15 protein-coding genes and 1 tRNA gene are annotated in these 20,421 nt (G+C 57.3%); 4 read left to right on the forward strand and 12 right to left on the reverse strand.

Annotated features, from left to right (window positions below; all coding sequences use genetic code 11):
* Positions 1-113: 113 nt before the first annotated feature.
* A complete protein-coding gene (msrB, locus tag ACR0DH_RS14980; RefSeq protein WP_170534495.1) occupies positions 114-560 on the forward strand; it encodes a peptide-methionine (R)-S-oxide reductase MsrB in 447 nt (148 codons plus the stop codon).
* Positions 560-1,069, forward strand: coding sequence for a peptide-methionine (S)-S-oxide reductase MsrA (msrA, locus tag ACR0DH_RS14985; protein WP_480550291.1), 510 nt, complete (start codon positions 560-562; stop codon positions 1,067-1,069). Before msrB ends, msrA begins: the two co-directional genes overlap by 1 nt.
* Positions 1,070-1,100: 31 nt before the next feature.
* Here the strand turns inward: msrA and ACR0DH_RS14990 are convergent, their stop codons facing one another.
* The 8 genes from ACR0DH_RS14990 to ACR0DH_RS15025 form a co-directional block, all read right to left on the reverse strand.
* On the reverse strand, positions 1,101-3,104 hold the full coding sequence (locus ACR0DH_RS14990; RefSeq protein ID WP_480550293.1) for a hydantoinase/oxoprolinase family protein: 2,004 nt from the start codon (positions 3,102-3,104) through the stop codon (positions 1,101-1,103).
* Positions 3,105-3,175: 71 nt separating this feature from the next.
* Positions 3,176-4,213, reverse strand: a complete 1,038-nt coding sequence (gene queG / locus ACR0DH_RS14995) for a tRNA epoxyqueuosine(34) reductase QueG (RefSeq protein ID WP_480550295.1) — start codon at positions 4,211-4,213, stop codon at positions 3,176-3,178.
* Positions 4,214-4,278: 65 nt separating this feature from the next.
* Positions 4,279-4,944, reverse strand: coding sequence for an FtsZ-binding protein FzlA (gene fzlA, locus ACR0DH_RS15000; RefSeq protein WP_170534489.1), 666 nt, complete (start codon positions 4,942-4,944; stop codon positions 4,279-4,281).
* A 58-nt stretch (positions 4,945-5,002) separates the two neighbouring features.
* Positions 5,003-5,737, reverse strand: a complete 735-nt coding sequence (gene mtgA / locus ACR0DH_RS15005; protein WP_480550297.1) for a monofunctional biosynthetic peptidoglycan transglycosylase — start codon at positions 5,735-5,737, stop codon at positions 5,003-5,005.
* 39 nt (positions 5,738-5,776) lie between these two features.
* Positions 5,777-6,691, reverse strand: coding sequence for a Hint domain-containing protein (locus ACR0DH_RS15010; RefSeq protein WP_480545295.1), 915 nt, complete (start codon positions 6,689-6,691; stop codon positions 5,777-5,779).
* A 186-nt stretch (positions 6,692-6,877) separates the two neighbouring features.
* The gene (gltB, locus tag ACR0DH_RS15015) at positions 6,878-11,410 is read right to left on the reverse strand and encodes a glutamate synthase large subunit (protein ID WP_480550300.1); all 4,533 of its coding nucleotides are present in this window, start codon (positions 11,408-11,410) and stop codon (positions 6,878-6,880) included.
* On the reverse strand, positions 11,407-11,841 hold the full coding sequence (locus ACR0DH_RS15020; protein ID WP_480545293.1) for a GFA family protein: 435 nt from the start codon (positions 11,839-11,841) through the stop codon (positions 11,407-11,409). Before ACR0DH_RS15020 ends, gltB begins: the two co-directional genes overlap by 4 nt.
* Before the next feature lie 27 nt (positions 11,842-11,868).
* Entirely contained in the window at positions 11,869-13,302 is a 1,434-nt protein-coding gene (locus ACR0DH_RS15025; RefSeq protein ID WP_480550302.1) for an NAD(P)-dependent oxidoreductase, read from the reverse strand.
* A gap of 229 nt (positions 13,303-13,531) precedes the next feature.
* Here ACR0DH_RS15025 and ACR0DH_RS15030 point away from each other — a divergent pair, with 229 nt between their 5' ends.
* Entirely contained in the window at positions 13,532-14,335 is an 804-nt protein-coding gene (locus ACR0DH_RS15030; RefSeq protein ID WP_480550304.1) for an undecaprenyl-diphosphate phosphatase, read from the forward strand.
* Here ACR0DH_RS15030 and ACR0DH_RS15035 read toward each other — a convergent pair whose 3' ends face one another.
* Positions 14,336-15,319: a complex I NDUFA9 subunit family protein gene (locus tag ACR0DH_RS15035; protein WP_480550306.1), complete on the reverse strand. Its 984-nt coding sequence runs from the start codon at positions 15,317-15,319 to the stop codon at positions 14,336-14,338.
* Positions 15,320-15,520: 201 nt separating this feature from the next.
* Between ACR0DH_RS15035 and ACR0DH_RS15040 the strand changes: the two genes are divergently transcribed.
* A tRNA-Leu gene (locus ACR0DH_RS15040) sits at positions 15,521-15,607 on the forward strand.
* 101 nt (positions 15,608-15,708) lie between these two features.
* On the opposite strand, the gene ACR0DH_RS15045 is transcribed toward ACR0DH_RS15040, so the two are convergent.
* The 3 genes from ACR0DH_RS15045 to ACR0DH_RS15055 all read right to left on the reverse strand — a co-directional run bounded on the left by ACR0DH_RS15045 (position 15,709) and on the right by ACR0DH_RS15055 (position 20,413).
* On the reverse strand, positions 15,709-16,971 hold the full coding sequence (locus tag ACR0DH_RS15045) for an O-antigen ligase family protein (RefSeq protein WP_480545289.1): 1,263 nt from the start codon (positions 16,969-16,971) through the stop codon (positions 15,709-15,711).
* A gap of 76 nt (positions 16,972-17,047) precedes the next feature.
* Positions 17,048-18,892, reverse strand: a complete 1,845-nt coding sequence (locus ACR0DH_RS15050; protein ID WP_480550307.1) for a GumC family protein — start codon at positions 18,890-18,892, stop codon at positions 17,048-17,050.
* A 294-nt stretch (positions 18,893-19,186) separates the two neighbouring features.
* On the reverse strand, positions 19,187-20,413 hold the full coding sequence (locus ACR0DH_RS15055; protein ID WP_480550309.1) for a flavin monoamine oxidase family protein: 1,227 nt from the start codon (positions 20,411-20,413) through the stop codon (positions 19,187-19,189).
* Between the last annotated feature and the right edge of the window lie 8 nt (positions 20,414-20,421).

Below are 20,421 nucleotides of genomic sequence, written 5' to 3' on the forward strand. Positions count from 1 at the left end.
CCGAAACGGGCCGGCAGATCACTTGCACGAAGGCGCGAGGCCTCTGAAATATGACTTTGCTTTCCCGCGCTCAAACCCCAAATATTGGGCAAAAGCCACGAAAAGGAGACGCCATGACCCGTTATACCAAAGACCCCGAGGCCATTGCCGCTCTTTCCCCTGAAGAGTTCCATGTGACTCAGCGCAACGGCACCGAACGACCCGGAACTGGGAAGCATCTGGGCAACAAAGAACCCGGCATCTATGTGGACATCGTTTCGGGTGAACCCTTGTTTGCGTCGACCCATAAGTACGAATCCGGCTGTGGCTGGCCCAGTTTTACCAAACCCATCATCCATGAACATGTGGAAGAGTTTCGCGACACCACCCATGGTATGATCCGAACCGAGGTCCGCTCGAAACACGGTGACAGCCATCTGGGGCATGTATTCCCTGATGGCCCGCGTGACCAGGGCGGGCTGCGCTATTGCATCAACTCAGCCGCCTTGCGGTTCATCCATCGCGATGAGATGGAGGCCGAGGGCTACGGCGACTACCTGAATCATGTGGAGGAAATCTGATGACCATTCAACGCGCCGTTCTGGCAGGGGGCTGCTTTTGGGGTATGCAGGACCTGATCCGCAAACTGCCCGGTGTATCGCGCACGCGTGTCGGATATACCGGTGGCGATGTGCCCAACGCCACCTATCGCAACCACGGCACCCATGCCGAGGGGATCGAAATCTGGTTTGACCCTGCAGGCATCACCTATCGGGAACTGCTGGAATTTTTCTTCCAGATCCATGATCCAACCACCCCGAACCGTCAGGGCAATGACCGCGGGATGAGCTATCGCTCTGCCATTTACTACGTCGACGAGGCACAGAAACAGGTGGCGCTGGACACGATTGCCGATGTGAACGCCAGCGGTCTGTGGCCCGGTAAGGTTGTGACCGAACTAGAATCCGTGGGTGACTTTTGGGAGGCCGAGCCCGAGCATCAGGACTATCTGGAACGCATTCCCAACGGGTATACATGCCACTTCCCGCGTCCCGATTGGGTCTTGCCCAAGCGCGACGCGGCAGAATAAACATCGGCCCCTGTCAGAGGTCTGAAGGGGGCTATCCCGTCGCCACGCGCGGGCGGCCACTGGCCTCAACGGTCAGCATCGCCTCGACAAACACGTCTCGCTCTTCAATCCGGGCTGTTCGGATGTCGCGGTCGACGACCACCCGAATATCGTCGGCCCCGGCATCCCTTACCGCACCCTCAGCCTCAATACGCAGCACCCGCTCCAACAGTGCGAGCGCCTCGTCTGATGCACCAAAATCCTGTGGCCCATCTTCCAGATGAACGCGGTATCGCCCTTCAGAAGGCGATGTGACGGTGCCCGACCGCCGCAAGGTCAGCCGCCCGACCACCGCACCGATGGCATTGGCGACACCTGCATGTTCAGGCAACACCATCTGACAGCGCAACCGATCCCCCACTGCAGGGTAATAGCTGGGGGCAGACGCGCCCAGCCCCACCACATCCACATTCAACGCTGCATCTAAAGCCAGCAAACCCCGGTGTTGCGCCAAACCCCGTTGGGTCAAAACATGGCGGGCAAGGTCTTTTGCGGGCAGGTCGAAATCCTCTGCTTCTTCGGCAAAAGCAGTCTCTAACAAGGTCAAACTGGTTTGCTCGGTGAGTTGATCGATGATCATCTGCGCCAAATGTTCAGGCGACGTAGCCAGCATATCACCCGACCCAACCCGCTTACGGGCCACCAGCTCCAGTCCCTTGCGCGCAGCATCGGCATCCCAGGCATCTACGCGCCCCAGCACATGGCTGGCATCTGACGGGGTAATACCTGAGACCTGCACGAGCCCTCGATCCACCAGACGAGTCAGCGCCCCGTTCTCCATTCGCGTCCGCAACAAAGCGCTCAGCGGCAGAACCTGATCGCCAAGCCGATCGAGCAAAACCTCTTCTCGCGTGCCAACACCATCCGCGTGAACCCCGGGCACGCGACGGGCAAACCGGGTATCATGCTCGCCAACCGTGGTTGAACGCAGTTGTTCGTCAAGCACCGAATGCACCACTTCAGGCGCCTCCGAAGCGATGAGAGAAACCGGCAGCACCCGTCGCGGCCCCAGGAAAACGCCGCCGCCCAGCCCTTCAGTCACCACATGCGCCTGGCTGTCTCCGCCTAGCCCATGGGTGCGCATTGCCACGGCTTCGACCATGGTCCGAAACCCGCCAACCTGCGCCCCCGCGGGGTCAATCGCGGGCTTCCCATCGCGGATCAGCGCCACATCGGTCGTCGTCCCGCCAATATCCGAGACCAGAGCATTCTCGGCCCCCGTCAACCAGCGCGCACCTACAATCGAAGCAGCAGGACCGCTGAGGATCGTCTCGATCGGTCGCTCACGCGCCTGTTCGGCGCTCATCAACGCGCCATCGCCGCGCACGACCATCATCGGGGCCGTAATGCCCAACGTCAGCAACTGATCTTGCGCACGCCCGATCAACCGGTCGATCATCCCGATCAGACGCGCGTTCAAAACGGCTGTCACAGCGCGCTTCGGCCCGTTCAGCTTGGCCGACAGATGATGAGAACATGTGACGGGCGCGCCCGTCTTCTCTGCAATAATCCGCGCTGCCTCCAGCTCATGCGCCGGGTTGCGTGTTGCGAACTGCGCAGCAACCGCAAAGCCGGAAACCCCTTTATAAGAGTCTAAGAAACCCTCCAAAGCCTCGATATCCAATGGCTGAGCCTCACCACCCGCGTGACTGTGCCCACCGGCCACAACTAGCGCTGGGTCGTCTTTCAACGCATCCCTTAGGCCATGCTTCTCAAGATCACTTTCCTTGAACCCGATATAGATCAGCGCGACCCGGCCACCTTGTCCCTCGACCAGCGCATTCGTCGCTAACGTCGTCGAAAGCGACGCCATAGAGATTTGATCGGGCGTAACCCGCGCCTGATCCAGCACCGCCGAGATCGCCTTACCCACGCCAATCGCCAGATCAGCCCGCGTGGTCAGTGATTTGGCCGAGGCAACCACCTCAGCCTCATCCCGGATCAAGACCGCATCGGTATAGGTTCCGCCCGTATCCACCCCCAAAGCCAGCGCCATCGGGTCCTCCATTCGTTCGCTTTGGATGGGTGTAGCGGTTTGGACCGATACGTCCAGCCTGTTTGCGGCATTCAAGTCAATCGTTGAACCGCCCAGCGCGCCGCATCAGCCACCGTCGGATCGGAGTCATCGGTCAACGCCTCAGCAACCGGCCGAAGACCCTGCTTCCCGGAGTTCCCTATGGCGTACAACACATTACGCACAAACCGATCCCGCCCGATCCTTTTGATCGGCGAGCCTGAGAATTTCGCCCGAAACCCGGCGTCATCCAGAACTGCCAGGTCCGCCAACACAGGAGCCTTCAGGTCATCGCGGGCCGCATACCGAATATCGCTCGCCGCAACGGCAAACTTGTTCCAGGGGCAGGCGGCCAGACAATCATCGCAACCGTAAATCCGGCTACCCAGTTTACCCCTTAGATCCTCGTCAACGGGACCTTTATGCTCGATGGTCAGATACGATATACACCGCCGCGCATCCAACTGATACGGGGCCGGAAACGCATCCGTCGGGCAACTGTCCAAACACGCACGGCATGATCCACAGTGATCGACCTCAGGAGTGTCCGTAGGCAACTCCAACGTGGTAAAAACAGACCCTATGAAAGCCCAATTGCCCCAATCTCGGCTCACCAGATTGGTATGTTTGCCTTGCCAACCCAGCCCGGCAGCGTGCCCTAAGGCCTTCTCGGGCACCGGAGCCGTATCGACGAACACTTTCACCTCGCCGCCGGACTCAGCAATCAACCACCGCGCCAATCGCTTTAGGCGCTTTTTGACCAGGTCGTGGTAGTCCTTGTTCTGCGCATAAACTGAAATCGCCCCGCGCTCGGGATGCGCCAAGACCTCGGTTGGGTCATGTTCAGGCGTGTAACTCTCGGCCAACATGATCACCGAACGCGCCTCGGGCCACAAAGCCGCCGGATCACCCCGCCAATGGGTCCGTTCCGCCATCCAACCCATCTGCCCGTGATAGCCTGCCTCAAGAAACGCCTCTAACCGCTCAGGCACATGGGGCACATCCCACGGCCGACACACCCGACAGGATACGAACCCCTCGGCCAACGCCTGCGCGACCAGCTTGCTTTTTAGAACCGATTCATTCTTCATCTGGCCAAAAAACACCTTCGGGGGGTATCGCACCCCAGGCGCGGTGGAGGCAGACAGCCACCCTATCAGAAATCCAGATCGGCGTAATGGGGCGGAGGCCGAAACCCCGGCACCTGATCCGCCAGAATCGACCGGAACGCAGGGCGCGACTTGATCTTGGCATACCAGTCCTTCACCGCCGCACTGCGATTCCAATCCACGTCCGAAATATAATCCAGCGCCGATAAATGCGCCGCAGCCGCGAAATCAGCCAGAGTCATCTGATCCCCGGCCAACCAGCGACGATGATCCAGCAACCACGCCATGTAATCCAAGTGATACTTGATTGCCCGCGCACCTTCTTTGACGTTCTTGCTGTCCGGATAGCCCTGTCCGGTCATCTTCTTGTTGACCCGCTCATACAACAACTTCGATGTCACCTCATGATGAAACTTGTCATCGAACCACCCGACCAAGCGGCGCACTTCAAATCGCGCCTCGGGCGTTTTCGGCATCAGAGGCGGTTCGGGTCGCGTCTCTTCGATGTATTCACAGATTGCCGCACTTTCTGACATAATCTGCCCATCCAACCGCAAGACAGGCACTTTGCCCGCCGGGTTGCGGCGCAGGAAATCGGGGTCCTGTTCCCAGTACTTCTCCTCAACCAGCTCGACCTCGATCTTCTTTTCCGCCAGAGACAGCCGAACCTTGCGGCAATACGGGGACAGGGGAACGTGAAACAGACGCGCCATGGGCTTCCAATCGAACCAGTGAGTACTTCTCAGCTTTAGCCCCGAGAGGCGATGAGTTTCAATCCTCGAAACAATCCGCGCGACCATCTGCGCGGATGGTAGCCGCCCCCTGCAGGATGGCCGCAGCCCGCCTGCGGGTAAACACCGATGGATCCGTGACCGACCGTTTGCGCGGTGATGGCAAGATCGCCGCGATCCGCGCTGCGTGTGTCGGCGTCATGTTCGCCGCGCTGACACCGAAATTGCGCTGTGCCGCAGCCTCAACTCCAAACACGCCTGTGCCGGTTTCAGCGAGGTTCAGATAGACTTCGAGAATGCGCTGTTTGCTCCAGAAAATCTCGACCACCGGCGTAAGCGAGGTCTCCATCGCCTTGCGCACCCAACTGCGGCCCTGCCAAAGAAACACATTTTTTACGACCTGCTGCGTAATGGTCGAGGCGCCACGGTTGCCGCCATCCTCCAATGCATCACGGATGGCCGCGACATCAAACCCCCAATGCAGGCAGAAATTCGCATCCTCGGCCGCAACGGCCGAACGCGCCATGATTGGGTTGATTTCTTCGATCGGAACCCAATCCCGCTCGACTTTGCCCAGCCGCCGCCATTCGGACCAGATCGTATGGGTGATCGGTGGATTCACCACAGAGTAGAGCAACACCAGCGCTAAAAAGAAACACATAATACCCAGAACCGCGCGCGTTACCCAACGGCGCAGTTTCTGACCCAATGGCATTGTCTTTTTGCGTGCCTTGCTCTTTTTACCGCTCGATTTGCGGGCTGCTTTCTTTGCCATATCACAGCTATACGACGCGCGCCGCTGCTTTGGAACGGCCTATATTGCGATTGCTCGCGCCTCGCGGGGTGGAACCACAGGCCGGGCGGTATCAGGCAGCTTTGCATCGCGCGCTTTCAATTCGGGGAACAGCCGCAGGATTTCGGCCTGGGTGTCGCGTTCCGACGCCGTCAGCGCATGGCCGGGGTAGTAGCTTTCGCTTTTGGCCCCGTTGGCAATGACAATTTCATGCTGCTTGAACAGCAGATGGAAATAGACAACTTCGCCACCTTCGACGCGCGTGACCGTATCGCCATTGACCAAGGTATGCGCGGCCACCAGCGCTTCGCTATAGCCAAACATGTAACCCGCCCGCCAATCGTCGATCAGCATCCGGTGCTGCGGAGAAACCAGCAAGGGCCGTTCCAATCCCAGCACACCCGCCGCGAACTGTATTGGGGCAAATTTACCCTGCGCCTCGACCTTGGTTTCACCAACCCAGATCAATGGCTGTGGACCATGATCCACTGTCATCACCAGATCGCCTGCCGTCAGGCTTTCCACCGGGCGTTCGCCTTCTGGTGTTGCGATCATGGTTCCGGGCGTAAAACAGGGTGGACCCAGATCGCCAACTTGCAACGGACCCTGCGTGTTTACAAATGTCGACGACACAAACGTACCAGGTTGCAGCACCTGACCGTCCGTTGGTGTAAAGACCCGTGTTCCATCGGCAAGATAAAAGGTCGTGCCGGTATAGGTGACATTGCCCACACCAGTTACATTGATCGTTACGGTATCGCCCGGCCACGAATCTGTAACGTCCTGTCCGTTTACGGTATCCCCGCTAGGCGCGTCGATTTCGCCGTCATCATCCACATCGGTCAGGTTGAACTTGTCAACGACAACCGCCGTGCCACCTGGGGGCGGATTCGCAGGGTCAAACGAATAGAACTGATCAAGATATGTCGTTGGCATTTGATGCCTCCGGTGTACTCACGTGTGTTGAAACGCAATATGGCAGAAATTCCAGATCAAACTATGGCAAAATTTATATTTGGTTTATGCGGATGTGGCAAAATTGTGGCGAAAAGCCCTGATTGAGAAGAACCCCGCTTGCGTCAAAGCGCACGCGGGGTCCTTAACCCAAAAAGGGCCACAGAACTATTCGGCCGGGACTGCGGTTGCCTCAACGCTCAGCGGATGAATGAGCTTGTTCAGCATCTCTTTGGGGCAGACCTGAAGGAAATGAGCCTTCTCGACATCCCAGTGTTGTAAGATATCCGCGGCCTTACGGCTTGAGGTTTCCCTGGCGTGACGTTCGATTAGCGCTTTCAACTGATCTTCCCAATGGTCGACGGTCACCAGGCAAGTCACCAGCGTTTCCATGTTCATAAGCAATTCGGCCTTGCCCTCTGGATCATACAGATAGGCCATACCCCCGGTCATGCCGGCGCCAAAGTTAGCCCCGATATCACCCAGAATGACGGCTACTCCGCCCGTCATGTATTCGCACCCGTTCGAACCGCAGCCCTCAATCACCACTTTGGCACCCGAGTTACGCACGGCAAACCGCTCACCCGCGCGGCCTGCTGCGAACAGATGGCCATCGGTGGCACCGTATAGGACGGTGTTGCCAATGATTGTGTTGTCATCTGCCTTCAACGGGCTGACCTGCGGCGGGCGCACGACGATCATACCACCCGAGAGACCCTTGCCCACGTAGTCATTGGCGTCACCCGACACTTCCAGTTTCAGACCGGGCGCCGCAAACGCGCCCAGCGATTGACCCGCCGAGCCCTGCAGTTTCACATGCAGATGGTCGTCCTGGAACGTATTCCGCATACCGAAGTTCTGAACGATATGGCTGGAGACGCGCGTCCCCACGGTCCGGTGCGTGTTCTGGATCGCGTAAGATAGCTGCATCTTTTCACCGTCTTTGAGGAACCGCGCCGCGTCGCGGACGATTTCAGCGTCCAGCGTATCCGGCACCGCATTCCGGTCCTTGTCGCGGTTGTAGACAATGTCATGCGCGCCATCGACAGTGATCAGCAGCGGGTTCAAGTCCAGATCGTCCAGGTGAGCCGAGCCCCGGCTGACCTGAGCCAGCAGATCGGCCCGTCCGATGATCTCATCAATCGAACGTGCGCCGAGGCTTGCCAGCAACTCGCGCACTTCCTGTGCGTAGAAAGTGATCAGGTTGACGACCTTATCCGCGTTGCCGGTGAACTTGGCGCGCAGGCTTTCGTCCTGTGTGCAGACGCCGACCGGGCAGGTGTTCGACTGGCACTGACGCACCATGATACAGCCCATCGCGATCAGGGCAGCGGTGCCGATGCCATATTCCTCGGCCCCCATCATCGCGGCCATGACAATGTCGCGACCAGTCCGCAGGCCACCATCGGTCCGCAGAGTCACGCGGTCGCGCAGGTTGTTCATCGCCAGAACCTGATGCGCCTCGGTCAGGCCCATCTCCCACGGAAGACCGGCATATTTGATCGACGTCGCCGGCGAGGCGCCGGTGCCACCATTGTGACCCGAAATAAGGATGATATCCGCTTTTGCCTTAGCCACACCGGCTGCAATCGTGCCCACGCCCGAGGACGCCACCAGTTTCACAGTTACCTTGCAGCGCGGGTTGATCTGCTTGAGATCGTAGATCAGCTGTGCCAAATCCTCGATCGAGTAGATGTCGTGATGCGGCGGCGGTGAGATCAGGGTCACGCCCTTGGTCGAATGCCGCAGGCGCGCAATCAGGTCGGTGACCTTCATGCCCGGCAGCTGACCACCCTCGCCGGGTTTTGCACCCTGGGCGACCTTGATCTCCAGCTCTTCACACTGGTTCAGGTATTCGGCGGTCACACCAAACCGGCCCGAGGCCACCTGTTTGATCTTGGCCGACGGGTTATCGCCATTCGGCTCCGGCACGAAATGGGCCGGATCTTCACCACCTTCACCACTGTCGGATTTCGCACCGATCCGGTTCATCGCCACATTCAGTGTCTTATGCGCCTCGGGCGACAGCGCACCCAAGCTCATGCCCGGGGTAACGAACCGTTTGCGGATCGAGGTGATCGATTCAACCTCTTCAATCGGCACCGGTTTGCCCAGCGGTTTGAAATCCATCAAGTCGCGCAGATGGATCGGCGGATTCGATTGCATCTTGGCCGAGTACTGCTTCCACAGTTCATATGAGGCTCTGTTACAGGCCATTTGCATCATATGCATCGAGGTCGCTTCCCATGCGTGGGTCTCACCCGACTTGCGCGCCTTGTAGAAACCACCGATGGGCAGCACGTCCAGACCGCTGTCCCAGCCTTTGGCATGGATTTCCTCGGCCTTGGTCTGAATACCGGTGACGCCGATACCCGAGATCCGGCTGGTCATGCCGGGGAAATACTCGGCCACCATGGCGCGGCTGAGGCCCACGGCTTCAAAGTTCAGACCGCCGCGATAGGACGAGATCACCGAAATCCCCATCTTGGCCATGATTTTCAACAGGCCCTGATCGATGGCTTCGCGATACCGCGCCACGTTTTCGGTCAGCGAGCCGTCCAGCAGGCCACGATCAATACGGTCGGCCAGCGAATCCTCGGCCAGATAGGCGTTCACCACGGTCGCACCACAGCCGATCAGAACCGCGAAGTAATGCGGATCGACGCATTCGGCGGACCGTACGTTCAGCGAACAGAACGTCCGCAGCCCCTGCCGCGTCAGATGCGAATGCACCGCGCTGGTCGCCAGGATCATCGGCATAGCAACACGACCCTGACCCGAGTTCAGATCAGTCAATACCAGATGCCCTGCACCCGAACGCACGGCCTCTTCTGCTTCGGCTCTAATGCGTGCCAAGGCGGCGTTCAGAGCACCACGCCCGGGTTCAAAACTACAGTCGATTTCAGCCAGAGGAGAGTTGAAGTTTTCAACCAGCTTGTCCCACTGCGCGTTACCGACAAAGGGGCTTTCCAGCACGATGATCTCGGTCTGGCTGCTGTCTTCGTCCAACACGTTCTTCAGGTTCCCGAACCGTGTTTTCAAGGACATGACGCGGTATTCGCGCAAACTGTCGATGGGCGGGTTGGTCACCTGGCTAAAGTTCTGACGGAAGAAATGACTCAGCGGACGGTATTGCTTGGACAGAACCGCTGACGGTGTGTCATCCCCCATTGAAGCCAAAGATTCTTTGCCATCCTCGGCCATAGGGGCAAGAATTTGCTCCAACTCTTCCACAGAATAGCCCGCTGCGATCTGGCGCTTGCGCAATTCTTCGCCCGAAAAGATCGGCGTCTCGGTCACTCCGGCAAGCGATTCATCAACGTCATTGATCTTGCCAACCCATTCGCCAAAGGGCAGTGCGCGGGCCAGCTTATCCTTGATCTGTTTGTCGCGGAACAGCTTGCCCTTTTTCATGTCGACAGCCAGCATCTGACCCGGCCCCAGTGCGCCTTTTTCGGTCACGCTGGCCTCATCAATCGGCACCATCCCGGCCTCGGACCCCGCGATGACCAGGCCATCACCGGTTACGACATAACGCATCGGTCGCAGACCGTTGCGGTCCAGACCAGCACAAACCCAGCGGCCATCGGTCATGGCCAGAGCGGCAGGGCCGTCCCACGGCTCCATCACTGAGTTGCAATAGGAATACATGTCGCGCCACGCCTGCGGCAGCTCAACCGCCTGCTTGGACCAGCTTTCCGGCACCAGCATGGTTTTCGCCATCGGGGCCGAACGACCCGCGCGTACCAGAACCTCAAAAACCGAGTCTAATGCGGCCGAATCCGACGATCCGCCTGCGATGATAGGTTTGATATCCTCGGCATAGTCGCCAAAGGTTCCGCTGGCCATCCGGATTTCATGGCTTTTCATCCAGTTGATGTTGCCCTTCAGCGTGTTGATCTCGCCGTTATGAGCCAGCATGCGGAACGGCTGGGCCAGCCACCATTGCGGGAAGGTGTTGGTCGAATAGCGCTGGTGATAGATCGCAAAGGCCGATTCAAATCGCTCGTCCATCAGGTCGGGGTAGAACACCGCCACCTGTTCGGCCAGCATCATGCCCTTGTAGATGATCGACCGGCAGGACAGCGACGCCAGATAAAGGCCGGAGATCCCCGCTGCCGCAGCCGCTTTTTCGATCCGGCGACGGATCACATACAGCTCGCGCTCGAACGTTTCTTCATCGACGCCTTTCGAGTTAGAGATCAGAATCTGTTCGATCTCGGGCCGGGTCGCGTTGGCCTTTTCACCCAGGCAGGTCACATCGACCGGCACATGGCGCCAGCCATAGATGTAGTAACCCATACGCAGAACTTCGGTTTCCACAATGGTCCGGCATTGTTCCTGCGCACCAAAATCGGTGCGAGGCAGAAAGACCTGACCAACGGCAATAAACTCATCCAGGTTGGGTTCATGGCCGGTGCGACGGATCTGGTCGTAGAAGAATGGAACAGGGATCTGCACGTGGATACCCGCGCCATCGCCGGTCTTACCATCAGCGTCCACGGCACCGCGGTGCCAGATTGCCTTAAGCGCGTCGATCCCGGCATCCACCACCTTGCGTGATGGCTTGCCATCGACGGACACAACCAGGCCCACACCGCAGGAGGAATGCTCTTCTTCCTCGGAATAGAGACCGTTTTCGGCCATCCATTGACGTTTGGCTTCTTCGGCTCGGACCCAATCGGCATCATATTTGGTCACTGGCTGTCTCCTTCTTCCGGCAAGGCGTACATGGCTTCGACCTCTGCTTTGGTCATCTGCCGGCGTTCACCTGCGAACGCGTACCCGTCGGGCTTTTTGTCGATATAAAGTTCCAGTTGCAGCGCGTTGCCCGTGTCTGGGAACAGGCCCGCCGCCATTTGAGTTTGTCCGTGCATCTCGCCCGGCAGCGTGATCCGGTACCAGAGTGCGGATCCGCAGTCGGCGCAGAAGGCGCGTTCGGCCCAATCGGACGATGTGAACGTCTTGACCGGGCCCAAAGCGGCATATCCGGGTTCGGCAGGAAACGTCACCAGCATTGAACTGGTCCACCGGCGACACTGGTCACAATGGCAGGCGCCAAGCGAATCTTTTGCTGGGGTGGCGCTGATCGTGACCGCACCGCACATACATTGGCCTTTCAATTCAGGCATCTGAACTCTCCTGTCGCGGGGCGTTGATCACTCGGCCGCAATTGCAGCTTTTGCGTTGAACCGTTCGATGATCGCGTCGGCACAATCGCGCCCATCGCGGATCGCCCAAACGACCAGAGAGGCGCCGCGCACGATATCTCCGATGGCATAGACACCGTCCATTTCGGTCTCACCCGTCTGGAAAGCCGCCTTGACGGTGCCCCAGCGGGTCACGGGCAGATCGGGCTGGCCAAACAGGGTCGGCAGGTCCTCGGGCTCAAAACCCAGCGCCTTGATCACGAGATCGGCGTCTTCAACATAATCCGCGCCTTCTATCACCTCGGGCGCTTGGCGGCCAGATGCGTCAGGCTGACCCAAGCGCATTTTCTGCACCATCACACCGATGACATTATCATCGCCGGTGAAGCCCTTTGGTGCGCTAAGCCATTCGAACACAACGCCTTCTTCCTCGGCGTTTTGTGTTTCGCGCTGCGAGCCGGGCATATTCGCGCGGTCGCGCCGATACAGGCATTTGACCGAAATCGCTCCTTGTCGGATCGAGGTGCGCACGCAATCCATCGCGGTGTCGCCGCCGCCGATCACAACGACCTTCTTGCCCGCAGCGTTCAAGCGGCCATTGTCGAAATCTTCGACGTCGTCGCCAAAGCTTTTACGGTTCGAAGCAGTCAGGAAATCGATCGCCTTTTCGATTCCATTCAGCCCGCTTCCCGGCATCGACAGATCGCGCGATTTGTATACACCTGTAGCAATGATGACCGCGTCGTGCTGCGCCCGAATTTCATCAAACTTAGCTGCGTCCACATCGCAGTTCAGAACAAATTTGACCCCGCCATCTGCCAACAGGTCGTTGCGGCGCTGTACGACGTCTTTTTCTAATTTAAAGCCTGGAATTCCGTACATCATCAATCCGCCCGCACGGTCATAGCGGTCATAGACTGTAACCTGAACACCCGCGCGCCGCAGCATATCCGCCGCAGCCAACCCGCCCGGGCCGCCGCCGATAATGCCAACGCTTTCACCGCGCTCAGAAGCTGGAACAACGGGCTGTACCCAGCCTTTGTCCCAGGCGGTATCAGTAATGTATTTCTCGATCGTGCCGATGGTGACGGTGCCGTGTCCCGACTGTTCGATCACACAATTGCCTTCACACAAGCGGTCCTGCGGGCAAATACGACCGCAAATCTCGGGGAAGGTATTGGTGGCCTGACTGGTCTGGTAAGCCTCTTCCAGGCGGCCGGTTGCTGTCAGGTTCAGCCAATCAGGAATATTGTTGTGCAATGGACAATGTGACTGGCAATAAGGTACACCACACTGGCTGCACCGGCTGGCCTGCTCTGCCGCTTTTTCTGCAGCGAATTCCGCATAGATTTCATCAAAATCTTCTCTACGGTCATCGGCGGCACGCTTTTCGGGCATGGCACGGTCGATCTGCACAAATTTCAGCATCGGTTGCTTGGCCACGGGTCAGACTCCATGAATTGGCTTGGTCGGCATTCTTTACGAGATGCGATTTCAGATGAAAAGTCAATTATACTGACCTAATTTAGAAAAAGTGCTCGCAAAGAGAGATTCTAGTGAGTTTTCGCGCTAATTTTAGTTCCGCTTCGGACCTATCAACCTGCTTTCCTTTTTACGGGCGCCGGAATACCCATGAACCTGAACACAAAACGGTAGCGGTACGGCAGGTTCAATGAGTCTCTTTCACTTGATTCTGGTGGCGGTCATTCAGGGACTTACAGAGTTTCTGCCAATATCTTCATCAGGTCACTTGATCCTGCTGCCAAACCTGACAGGGATGCAGGATCAAGGCCAAACTATCGATGTCGCTGTTCATGTGGGCACGCTGGGCGCGGTCGTGTTGTATTTCTGGAGCGACGTGAAAGATGCCATCCTTGGCTTGCCGCGTGCCCTGTTGGGTCGTACGGATACCCCGCAATCACGGCTGGCACTTGGGCTTATCATCGCAACGATCCCAACTGTGATTGCTGGGCTGATCCTCTATCTAACGGGACTGGCCGAGGCATTGCGTTCTATCGCGGTGATAGGCTGGACGATGCTTTTGTTTGGTCTACTACTTTACTGGATGGATCAGAAGGGACCGCAAACCAAAACCGCACAGGATTGGGGTCTGCGTGATGCAATTGTCATGGGCCTGTGGCAGGCCGTCGCCCTGATCCCCGGCACTTCGCGTTCGGGCATCACGATCACCGGCGCACGCCAACTTGGATACACCCGAGAGGACGGCGCCCGGATCGCCATGCTGATGTCGATCCCGACCATCATCGCCTCGGGGGTTTTGCTATCTGTAGATGTTATCCAGCAGGCGAATGCACAGCTTGCAAAAGACGGAGCAATCGCTGCGGCCTTCGCCTTTGTCTCAGCTCTACTGGCCCTAAGCCTGATGATGCGCCTGTTGCGCAGCGTTAGCTTCACACCTTACGTGATCTATCGCGTGGTTCTGGGCATTATCCTGTTGGCAGTCGCCTACAGCTGATCAGGTTCGCAGATTGTCGGCTGAATTCTGAATGTCATCATACTGGCCCGAGGGACGGAACTTCCACAGATACTCCGGCAGTACCGACGCCAGTGTCGTTGGCTCGATACCCAGCTCCTCGAAGGACATAGCCCCATCCGAAACCACATTGTCGTGACGCAAGCTTTTGAGCTGGTCGCGGGTCAGGATATTGTTGGGGAACAGCTGAAAGCTGACGAATTTCACAATGTCCAGTACACCGGCCATGATCTTCGCCACAAAGAAGGGCACACCCAGAATGATCCGGCGACGGTGGATCACCTCAAGCATCTGCTGCATCAACGCGCGGAAGGTCTTCACTTCGGGCCCGCCAAGCTCATAGACACCAGCCGCTGCTTGCCCCAAAATGCCCTTGACCGCAGCCTGCGCCACATCATCCACATAGACCGGTTGAAACTGCGTTTCCGCACCGACCAGTGGCAGGAACGGACCCATGCGCGCCATACTGGCAAAGCGATTAAAGAACTGATCTTCGGTACCAAAGATGATCGACGGCCGCAGGATCACAGCACCGGGCATATGCTGTAGCACGCCAGCTTCACCTTGCGCTTTGGTGCGAGAATATTCGCTTTGGGCATCCGCATCCGCCCCGATCGAGGACAGATGCACCATACGGGAAATACCCTGCGCGGCAGCCAATCGCGCGATCCGTTCGGCGCCTTCGGCCTGAACCGCAGGAAATTCGTTCTTGCCCAATTCGTTCAGAACGCCCACACAGTTCACGACCGCATCCGCGCCCTGCATCGCTTGCGCAACGGATGCGTCATCGCGAATGTTGCACAAGACCGGCTCGACCTGACCAACAACGCCATAGGGTTTGACGAACATCGCCTCATTCGGGCGCCGTACCGCAACCCGGACACGCCACCCCTCGCCGGCCATGCGCCGCGCGATGTAGCGACCGACAAAACCTGACCCGCCATAGATCGTGACCAGTTTGGACATGAGAGGCCTCCTGTTCGAAGTGTACGCCATAGACCTAACGCCCACTCAGCCCCGGAACAAGGCGCTAAATCGCCACGCAATACCCATTGTCTTTTGTCCAATCTAGGGTCCAGATCAGCGGGTTCAAAAAACTTTCAGGATTCTTCCCGAATCCGGTTGACGCCCTCCGTCGCTGGGCTTAAACGCCCCCTCACGACACCTGCCCAGGTGGCGGAATTGGTAGACGCGCTAGCTTCAGGTGCTAGTGTCCGTATGGACGTGGAGGTTCGAGTCCTCTCCTGGGCACCATTTCTTCTGAACATAGATAGATACGACTGCTCGGTTTCATTGAGCTTGCTACTTACGTTCAACTTGCAGCCCATCCGAACACCTGCTGCAATGCGCAGGCGTCAAGTTCCGCCACGTACCTGCGCCTTATGCAGCCAATCCGGGCGCATCGGGCTGTACAAAAGCCCGATTGAGACAATCCACGGCACCAGATACGCGCGATGGTAGATGTGGGTGAAGCTCACCATCAACGCAGCAAAGGTCAGCGTCGCCGTTATGACCGTCGTGCGCGCCGCGGTTCTATACGGCGTATCGGGGCCCGCCAGAGTGGCATAGGTAATCGCTGCCAGATACAAAAACAGCAGACCCATCAATGACATCAGGCCACCTTCGTTGGCCAGCAGCAGATACAGATTATGGACCGGCAGATCATGTGAACTGAGTTCGCGGTACTGCTCGGCCCCCATGCCCAGAACATAGTAGTCGGGCAGGAACCGCCAGGCCTCGATCATCAGCTCAGCACGATCACTGAAGGTGCCGACACCCTCGATATTCCCTTGCTGAAGTGGGCTGAGAACGCGTTCGACAAATTTCTGCGGTAGGATCTTGTCGGCAAATGTAATGCCCACCCAGGCAGTCACGGCAAACACCGCCGACCAGATAAAGAAAATACGGAATTTTCCTAGCAAGAACAGATAGATGGCGCCGCTGATCAGCGCCCCTGCCAGATTCGAGTTGGAGCTGGTGAAGATGAGCCCGGTAAAGGTCAAGGCGAAGAAACACGCAAATGTAATCATCTTATAGGCGCGCACCAAGCCGAGATACCAAAGCACCGGGAACCACAGCACGATGATTGCCGCAAAGGCGTTGGCGTTGTCGGTCAAACCCGTCAGTCGGTTGTTGCCTGCAACAAGCGCAAGCTGCCGTCGGTGCCCGCCATTATACCCGATTGAATAGGCGCCAAGGCCGACAAGGCAGCTTATGACAACGGACATAACGCCCATTTTGGCGAGCAATACCGCCTCTTTGTGCGGGCGGCCAAGAATGGCGAGCGGCAATGCGACAAATGAAAAGAAGTACTGGATCAGGACAACCACAGCATCCACCGGATCGCCATAGGCGATGCTGCCGATCAGCAGCCCGGTCATCAGCATCGCGATACCCAGCCACCACATCGAAGAGGCTGCCTGCATCGGGTATAGCGGGATGGCCCTGATAAATCGGAACAAAAGCCCGAAGGTGATAAAAAAATCGCTGACCGTGAAGGAGGCACCGGGATGACGCAAAGACGCAAAAGACGAAAACAGCACACCCAGGACGACGCAGAAAAACTCGGCGCTTTCCAACGATGACCGAGGTCGCTTGAGTGTTTCGCTGCTGATCATCTTGTCATTCAACCTATGTCATCGCGTGGATGTCACCTTCCCCGGTCGAGCCTGCTAACCGCCGATCTCCAAGGCGCTATTTGTAATAGTCATAGTGCCCATAGTAGCCTTCATATCCGATCCAGCGGAACTTTTTGGGATCGACGTCATTCAAGATGGTTCCGATGACATTGACATCGGCCTGAGATAGGCGCCGCGTGACCGCCTGCACGGCGTCTTGGGGCGATCTGCCCCAGCGAACCACAAGGATCGCGGCATCGATCAAAGTGTTGTTCCGATAGACCTCATCCATGACCAGCGCGGGCGGGGTATCGATCACCACCAGATCGTACCTGGATGTCAGCGTGTCCTTCAGCTTGCGCAGCTTCATTTCGGCATCATCTGTCAGCTCGCGCGTTGGGGATTCGACCGTGATCAGGTCCAGCTTACCCGGCGCATCCTGGGCGCCAACAACCTGTTGCGGAGCGATGTCATACGAGTACAGGTCCGAGCATTTGATATCAGCGCTGTCCGGGATCAGAAGCTTGGTTGCCCCTTTTCGGTACACATCCAGATCAACAAGGGCGACATTCATTCCATCTGCGGCCGCCGTGGTCGCCAGCACCGTACTGATGAATGATTTCCCTTCGTTGGGCAGCGCCGATGAAACCAATACCACCTTCGAGTGTTGAAACTTGATGCAGTTGGTCAGAATCCCGCGTGCCGTTTCTGCCAGAGGGGTCCGTGGGTTCTCAATCGGTTCGAACACGGCAGCAGCACGCCCTTTTGGCCCGTATTTCTGCTTTACGAAATAGCCAAGATTCTGCAGCCCTGTCGCATTGAAAATCTGTTTCTCGGTCTTGATTGTTCGATCAAGCCCTTCCCGGATCAGTGCCAGAACAAAGCCGATCATGATCGACATCGCTCCGGCCAGGGCAACTGTCAGCGCACGATTGGGCGCGTATGGCACTTGTGGAACGCGGGCGACGGACACCTGGCTTGTGCCTGCTTCGATCTGGCCGCTTCGGGTTTCCAGCAGATTCAACTCATCAACCGAGGCCTGATACCGCGACCTGAGCAGCTCGATTTCCCGCTCCTTACGCAGCAGCGTCAGCTCTTGCCGGGTTCTGAGTTGAAGCCGTTCCTCAGCGGCGGCCAGTTCTTCACGCAACACCAGTTCTTCTTCCGGTGGAACGTTTTGCTCCAGACCAATGGACAGGATGGTGCGGGCCCGCTCGGCCGCGCTGCGCAATTGGTCCAACAGCTGCTCGTCATCCAGATTGTCCGAGCGGATAAAATTCGCCAGGTCCGCTTCGTTGCTGGTAAGTTCTTCGCCCAGCAAATTGACACGCCGCCGTACGTCATCGATGTTTTTGTCCAAACGATTAATACGTTCGCCAAGCTCGTTACTTATGTACTGCGTGATGACCGTATTGGCCAAAGCAGCAGACAGTTCGGCATCTGTGGACCGACCCTCCACCGAAATCGCTAAGCTTTCGCCAGCGCGGGACAGGCTGTATGAGCCCAGAACTTTGTCAATCACAGCCTCGCGATGCAGCGCCGCAGGTTGTTCGAGCCCGGTATCGGGGTTTACGCGCGAAACGAAACTATCATCCTCAAACAGGCCCAGTGTTTCCGCCACTTGACCCGCGAAATCGCGCGATTTGAGCTTTTCGATCTCGGTCTCGATACTTGATCGACCCAGTTCAATGGTTTCAAGACGCCCCGTCGTGTCACTGTATCGTGTCTCTGACAAAGACAGCACCATCTGGGCGACGGTGCGGTACCTGTCGGGAACCGTCCGCATGTACAGAGACGTCAAAATCACTGCGATTCCAAACAGGAAGGCCACAGGAAGCAGATTGCGCCGGATCACCAGCCATATGCTGACAAACTCTCCCGGGTCGCCCTGACCACCTTGAAAACCATTGTTGGAAAGCACAGGAATACTCCAAAATTTCAGATACAATCTTCAACTGGCCCAGAGGCGCTGCGCGCAAGAAGATTGAAATACCGGGTGTTTGTAAAGCTACTTTAACGGCCTTGATTTACGATCTGTAGGCGTCATCAATCACCAGTCATGATGCCGCTCTTCGGTTTGGTAGAACTTATTACAATACTGGGCGGAAATAGAAAGCTCTGCAGCGCAGCTTTTGAAACTGGCCGTCACTGCTGAATAAGGATTGGGAACGCCAGATTTAAGAGAATACGACGCCTTGCAGAGGTGCGGCGACCGCTAATCAAAAATAGGATATGCAGTGTCGAGTGTTTTCTGGGCGCGTTCGACAATCTTTGCATCAGACAAATTCGCCAAATCCCGCGCAGGCTGTGCGCCGTTAAAGGCCATGATGATCGGCTGCCCGGTATAGGGATAAAGGTTTAGCCATTGGTTGAATTGGCCCTGCGGCAAACCGGTTTCCGGTGTGATGATCCATGTTTTGTCGGCATCCCAGAAGACATCTTTATACCGCAGATACACTTTGTCTAACGTCCCCATACCAAGACTTGCGATGGCGCTTTGCTTTTCAGCTGGCAAAGGCGGAGAGAAGGTGATCGAACCCTGTTTCAGCACACCCAACGGAACCGTCACGATAACTGTGTCGAACCTGTCCGATTGCCCGGCCTTGTCTTCCAATCGAACGCCTTCGCCATCAAACTCGACACGCGCCAATTCGCGATTCAACTGGATGTCGAAGTCGTTGGAAAACGCGTCGAGCAGCTGTGCATAGCCCCCCGGGAAGACCACCTCTTCCCCGCCATAGTCAGTATCTCGCAGATAGGCCAAGACATTGATCTCGGCAGTATCCGCGCCTGCGCTGTGCTGAACGGACACAACATTATCAACCCAATCAGGGGTATCATCAACCGGTATTTCGCGCCCATCACTGCCACGAATGACATAGCTATTCGTCGTTGCCAGGGTTGCTACGCCCTGTGATTTCGCAAGCTGTGTTAGCGGATTGCCATCGGTGCCGTGTATCCAGCTCGCGCCCAGATCAAGCGCTGCGCCAAGGCGATTGTCGGTCCAGATGCGTCCATCAATACGGTCGCGCGCTTCCCAGATCGTGATATCATATCCGCGCCTTGCCAGCGCATCCGCGGCGGCAAGCCCGCTCATCCCCGCGCCAATGATAGCAACGGTTTTGGCACCTGTTTCAGAAACCGCCTCTGACGCCATGATCCCGGATTCATAGGCGGCATGCACCGTGCTGTTATAGGATGGATGGGTGGCCTCGCCTGCAAAAAACAGACGATCACCGACTGGACGGCCAAGGGCTGCGTGATCCTTACGCCACGATCCTTTGGCAAGATAGGAATAGGACCCAAGGCTATATGGATCGCGGCTCCAATTTGTTCGGATGTATCCGGTTGCAGTACGTGTGCCTTTTGCAGCCCCGGCAATGGGCACAAAGCCAGACGTCAAGGCACCCAAAGCTGCGGCTATGAAATCTCTGCGATCCATTGTAACCC

It is taken from the genome of Ruegeria sp. I1, assembly GCF_056532675.1.

Excerpts from the sequence above, each read along its gene's own strand:
- msrB (WP_170534495.1), top strand. The coding sequence starts at position 114 with ATGACCCGTTATACCAAAGACCCCGAGGCCATTGCCGCTCTTTCCCCT.
- msrA (WP_480550291.1), top strand. The coding sequence starts at position 560 with ATGACCATTCAACGCGCCGTTCTGGCAGGGGGCTGCTTTTGGGGTATG.
- ACR0DH_RS14990 (WP_480550293.1), bottom strand. The coding sequence starts at position 3,104 with ATGGCGCTGGCTTTGGGGGTGGATACGGGCGGAACCTATACCGATGCG.
- queG (WP_480550295.1), bottom strand. The coding sequence starts at position 4,213 with ATGAAGAATGAATCGGTTCTAAAAAGCAAGCTGGTCGCGCAGGCGTTG.
- fzlA (WP_170534489.1), bottom strand. The coding sequence starts at position 4,944 with ATGGCGCGTCTGTTTCACGTTCCCCTGTCCCCGTATTGCCGCAAGGTT.
- mtgA (WP_480550297.1), bottom strand. The coding sequence starts at position 5,737 with ATGGCAAAGAAAGCAGCCCGCAAATCGAGCGGTAAAAAGAGCAAGGCA.
- ACR0DH_RS15010 (WP_480545295.1), bottom strand. The coding sequence starts at position 6,691 with ATGCCAACGACATATCTTGATCAGTTCTATTCGTTTGACCCTGCGAAT.
- ACR0DH_RS15020 (WP_480545293.1), bottom strand. The coding sequence starts at position 11,841 with ATGCCTGAATTGAAAGGCCAATGTATGTGCGGTGCGGTCACGATCAGC.
- ACR0DH_RS15030 (WP_480550304.1), top strand. The coding sequence starts at position 13,532 with ATGAGTCTCTTTCACTTGATTCTGGTGGCGGTCATTCAGGGACTTACA.
- ACR0DH_RS15035 (WP_480550306.1), bottom strand. The coding sequence starts at position 15,319 with ATGTCCAAACTGGTCACGATCTATGGCGGGTCAGGTTTTGTCGGTCGC.
- ACR0DH_RS15045 (WP_480545289.1), bottom strand. The coding sequence starts at position 16,971 with ATGATCAGCAGCGAAACACTCAAGCGACCTCGGTCATCGTTGGAAAGC.
- ACR0DH_RS15055 (WP_480550309.1), bottom strand. The coding sequence starts at position 20,413 with ATGGATCGCAGAGATTTCATAGCCGCAGCTTTGGGTGCCTTGACGTCT.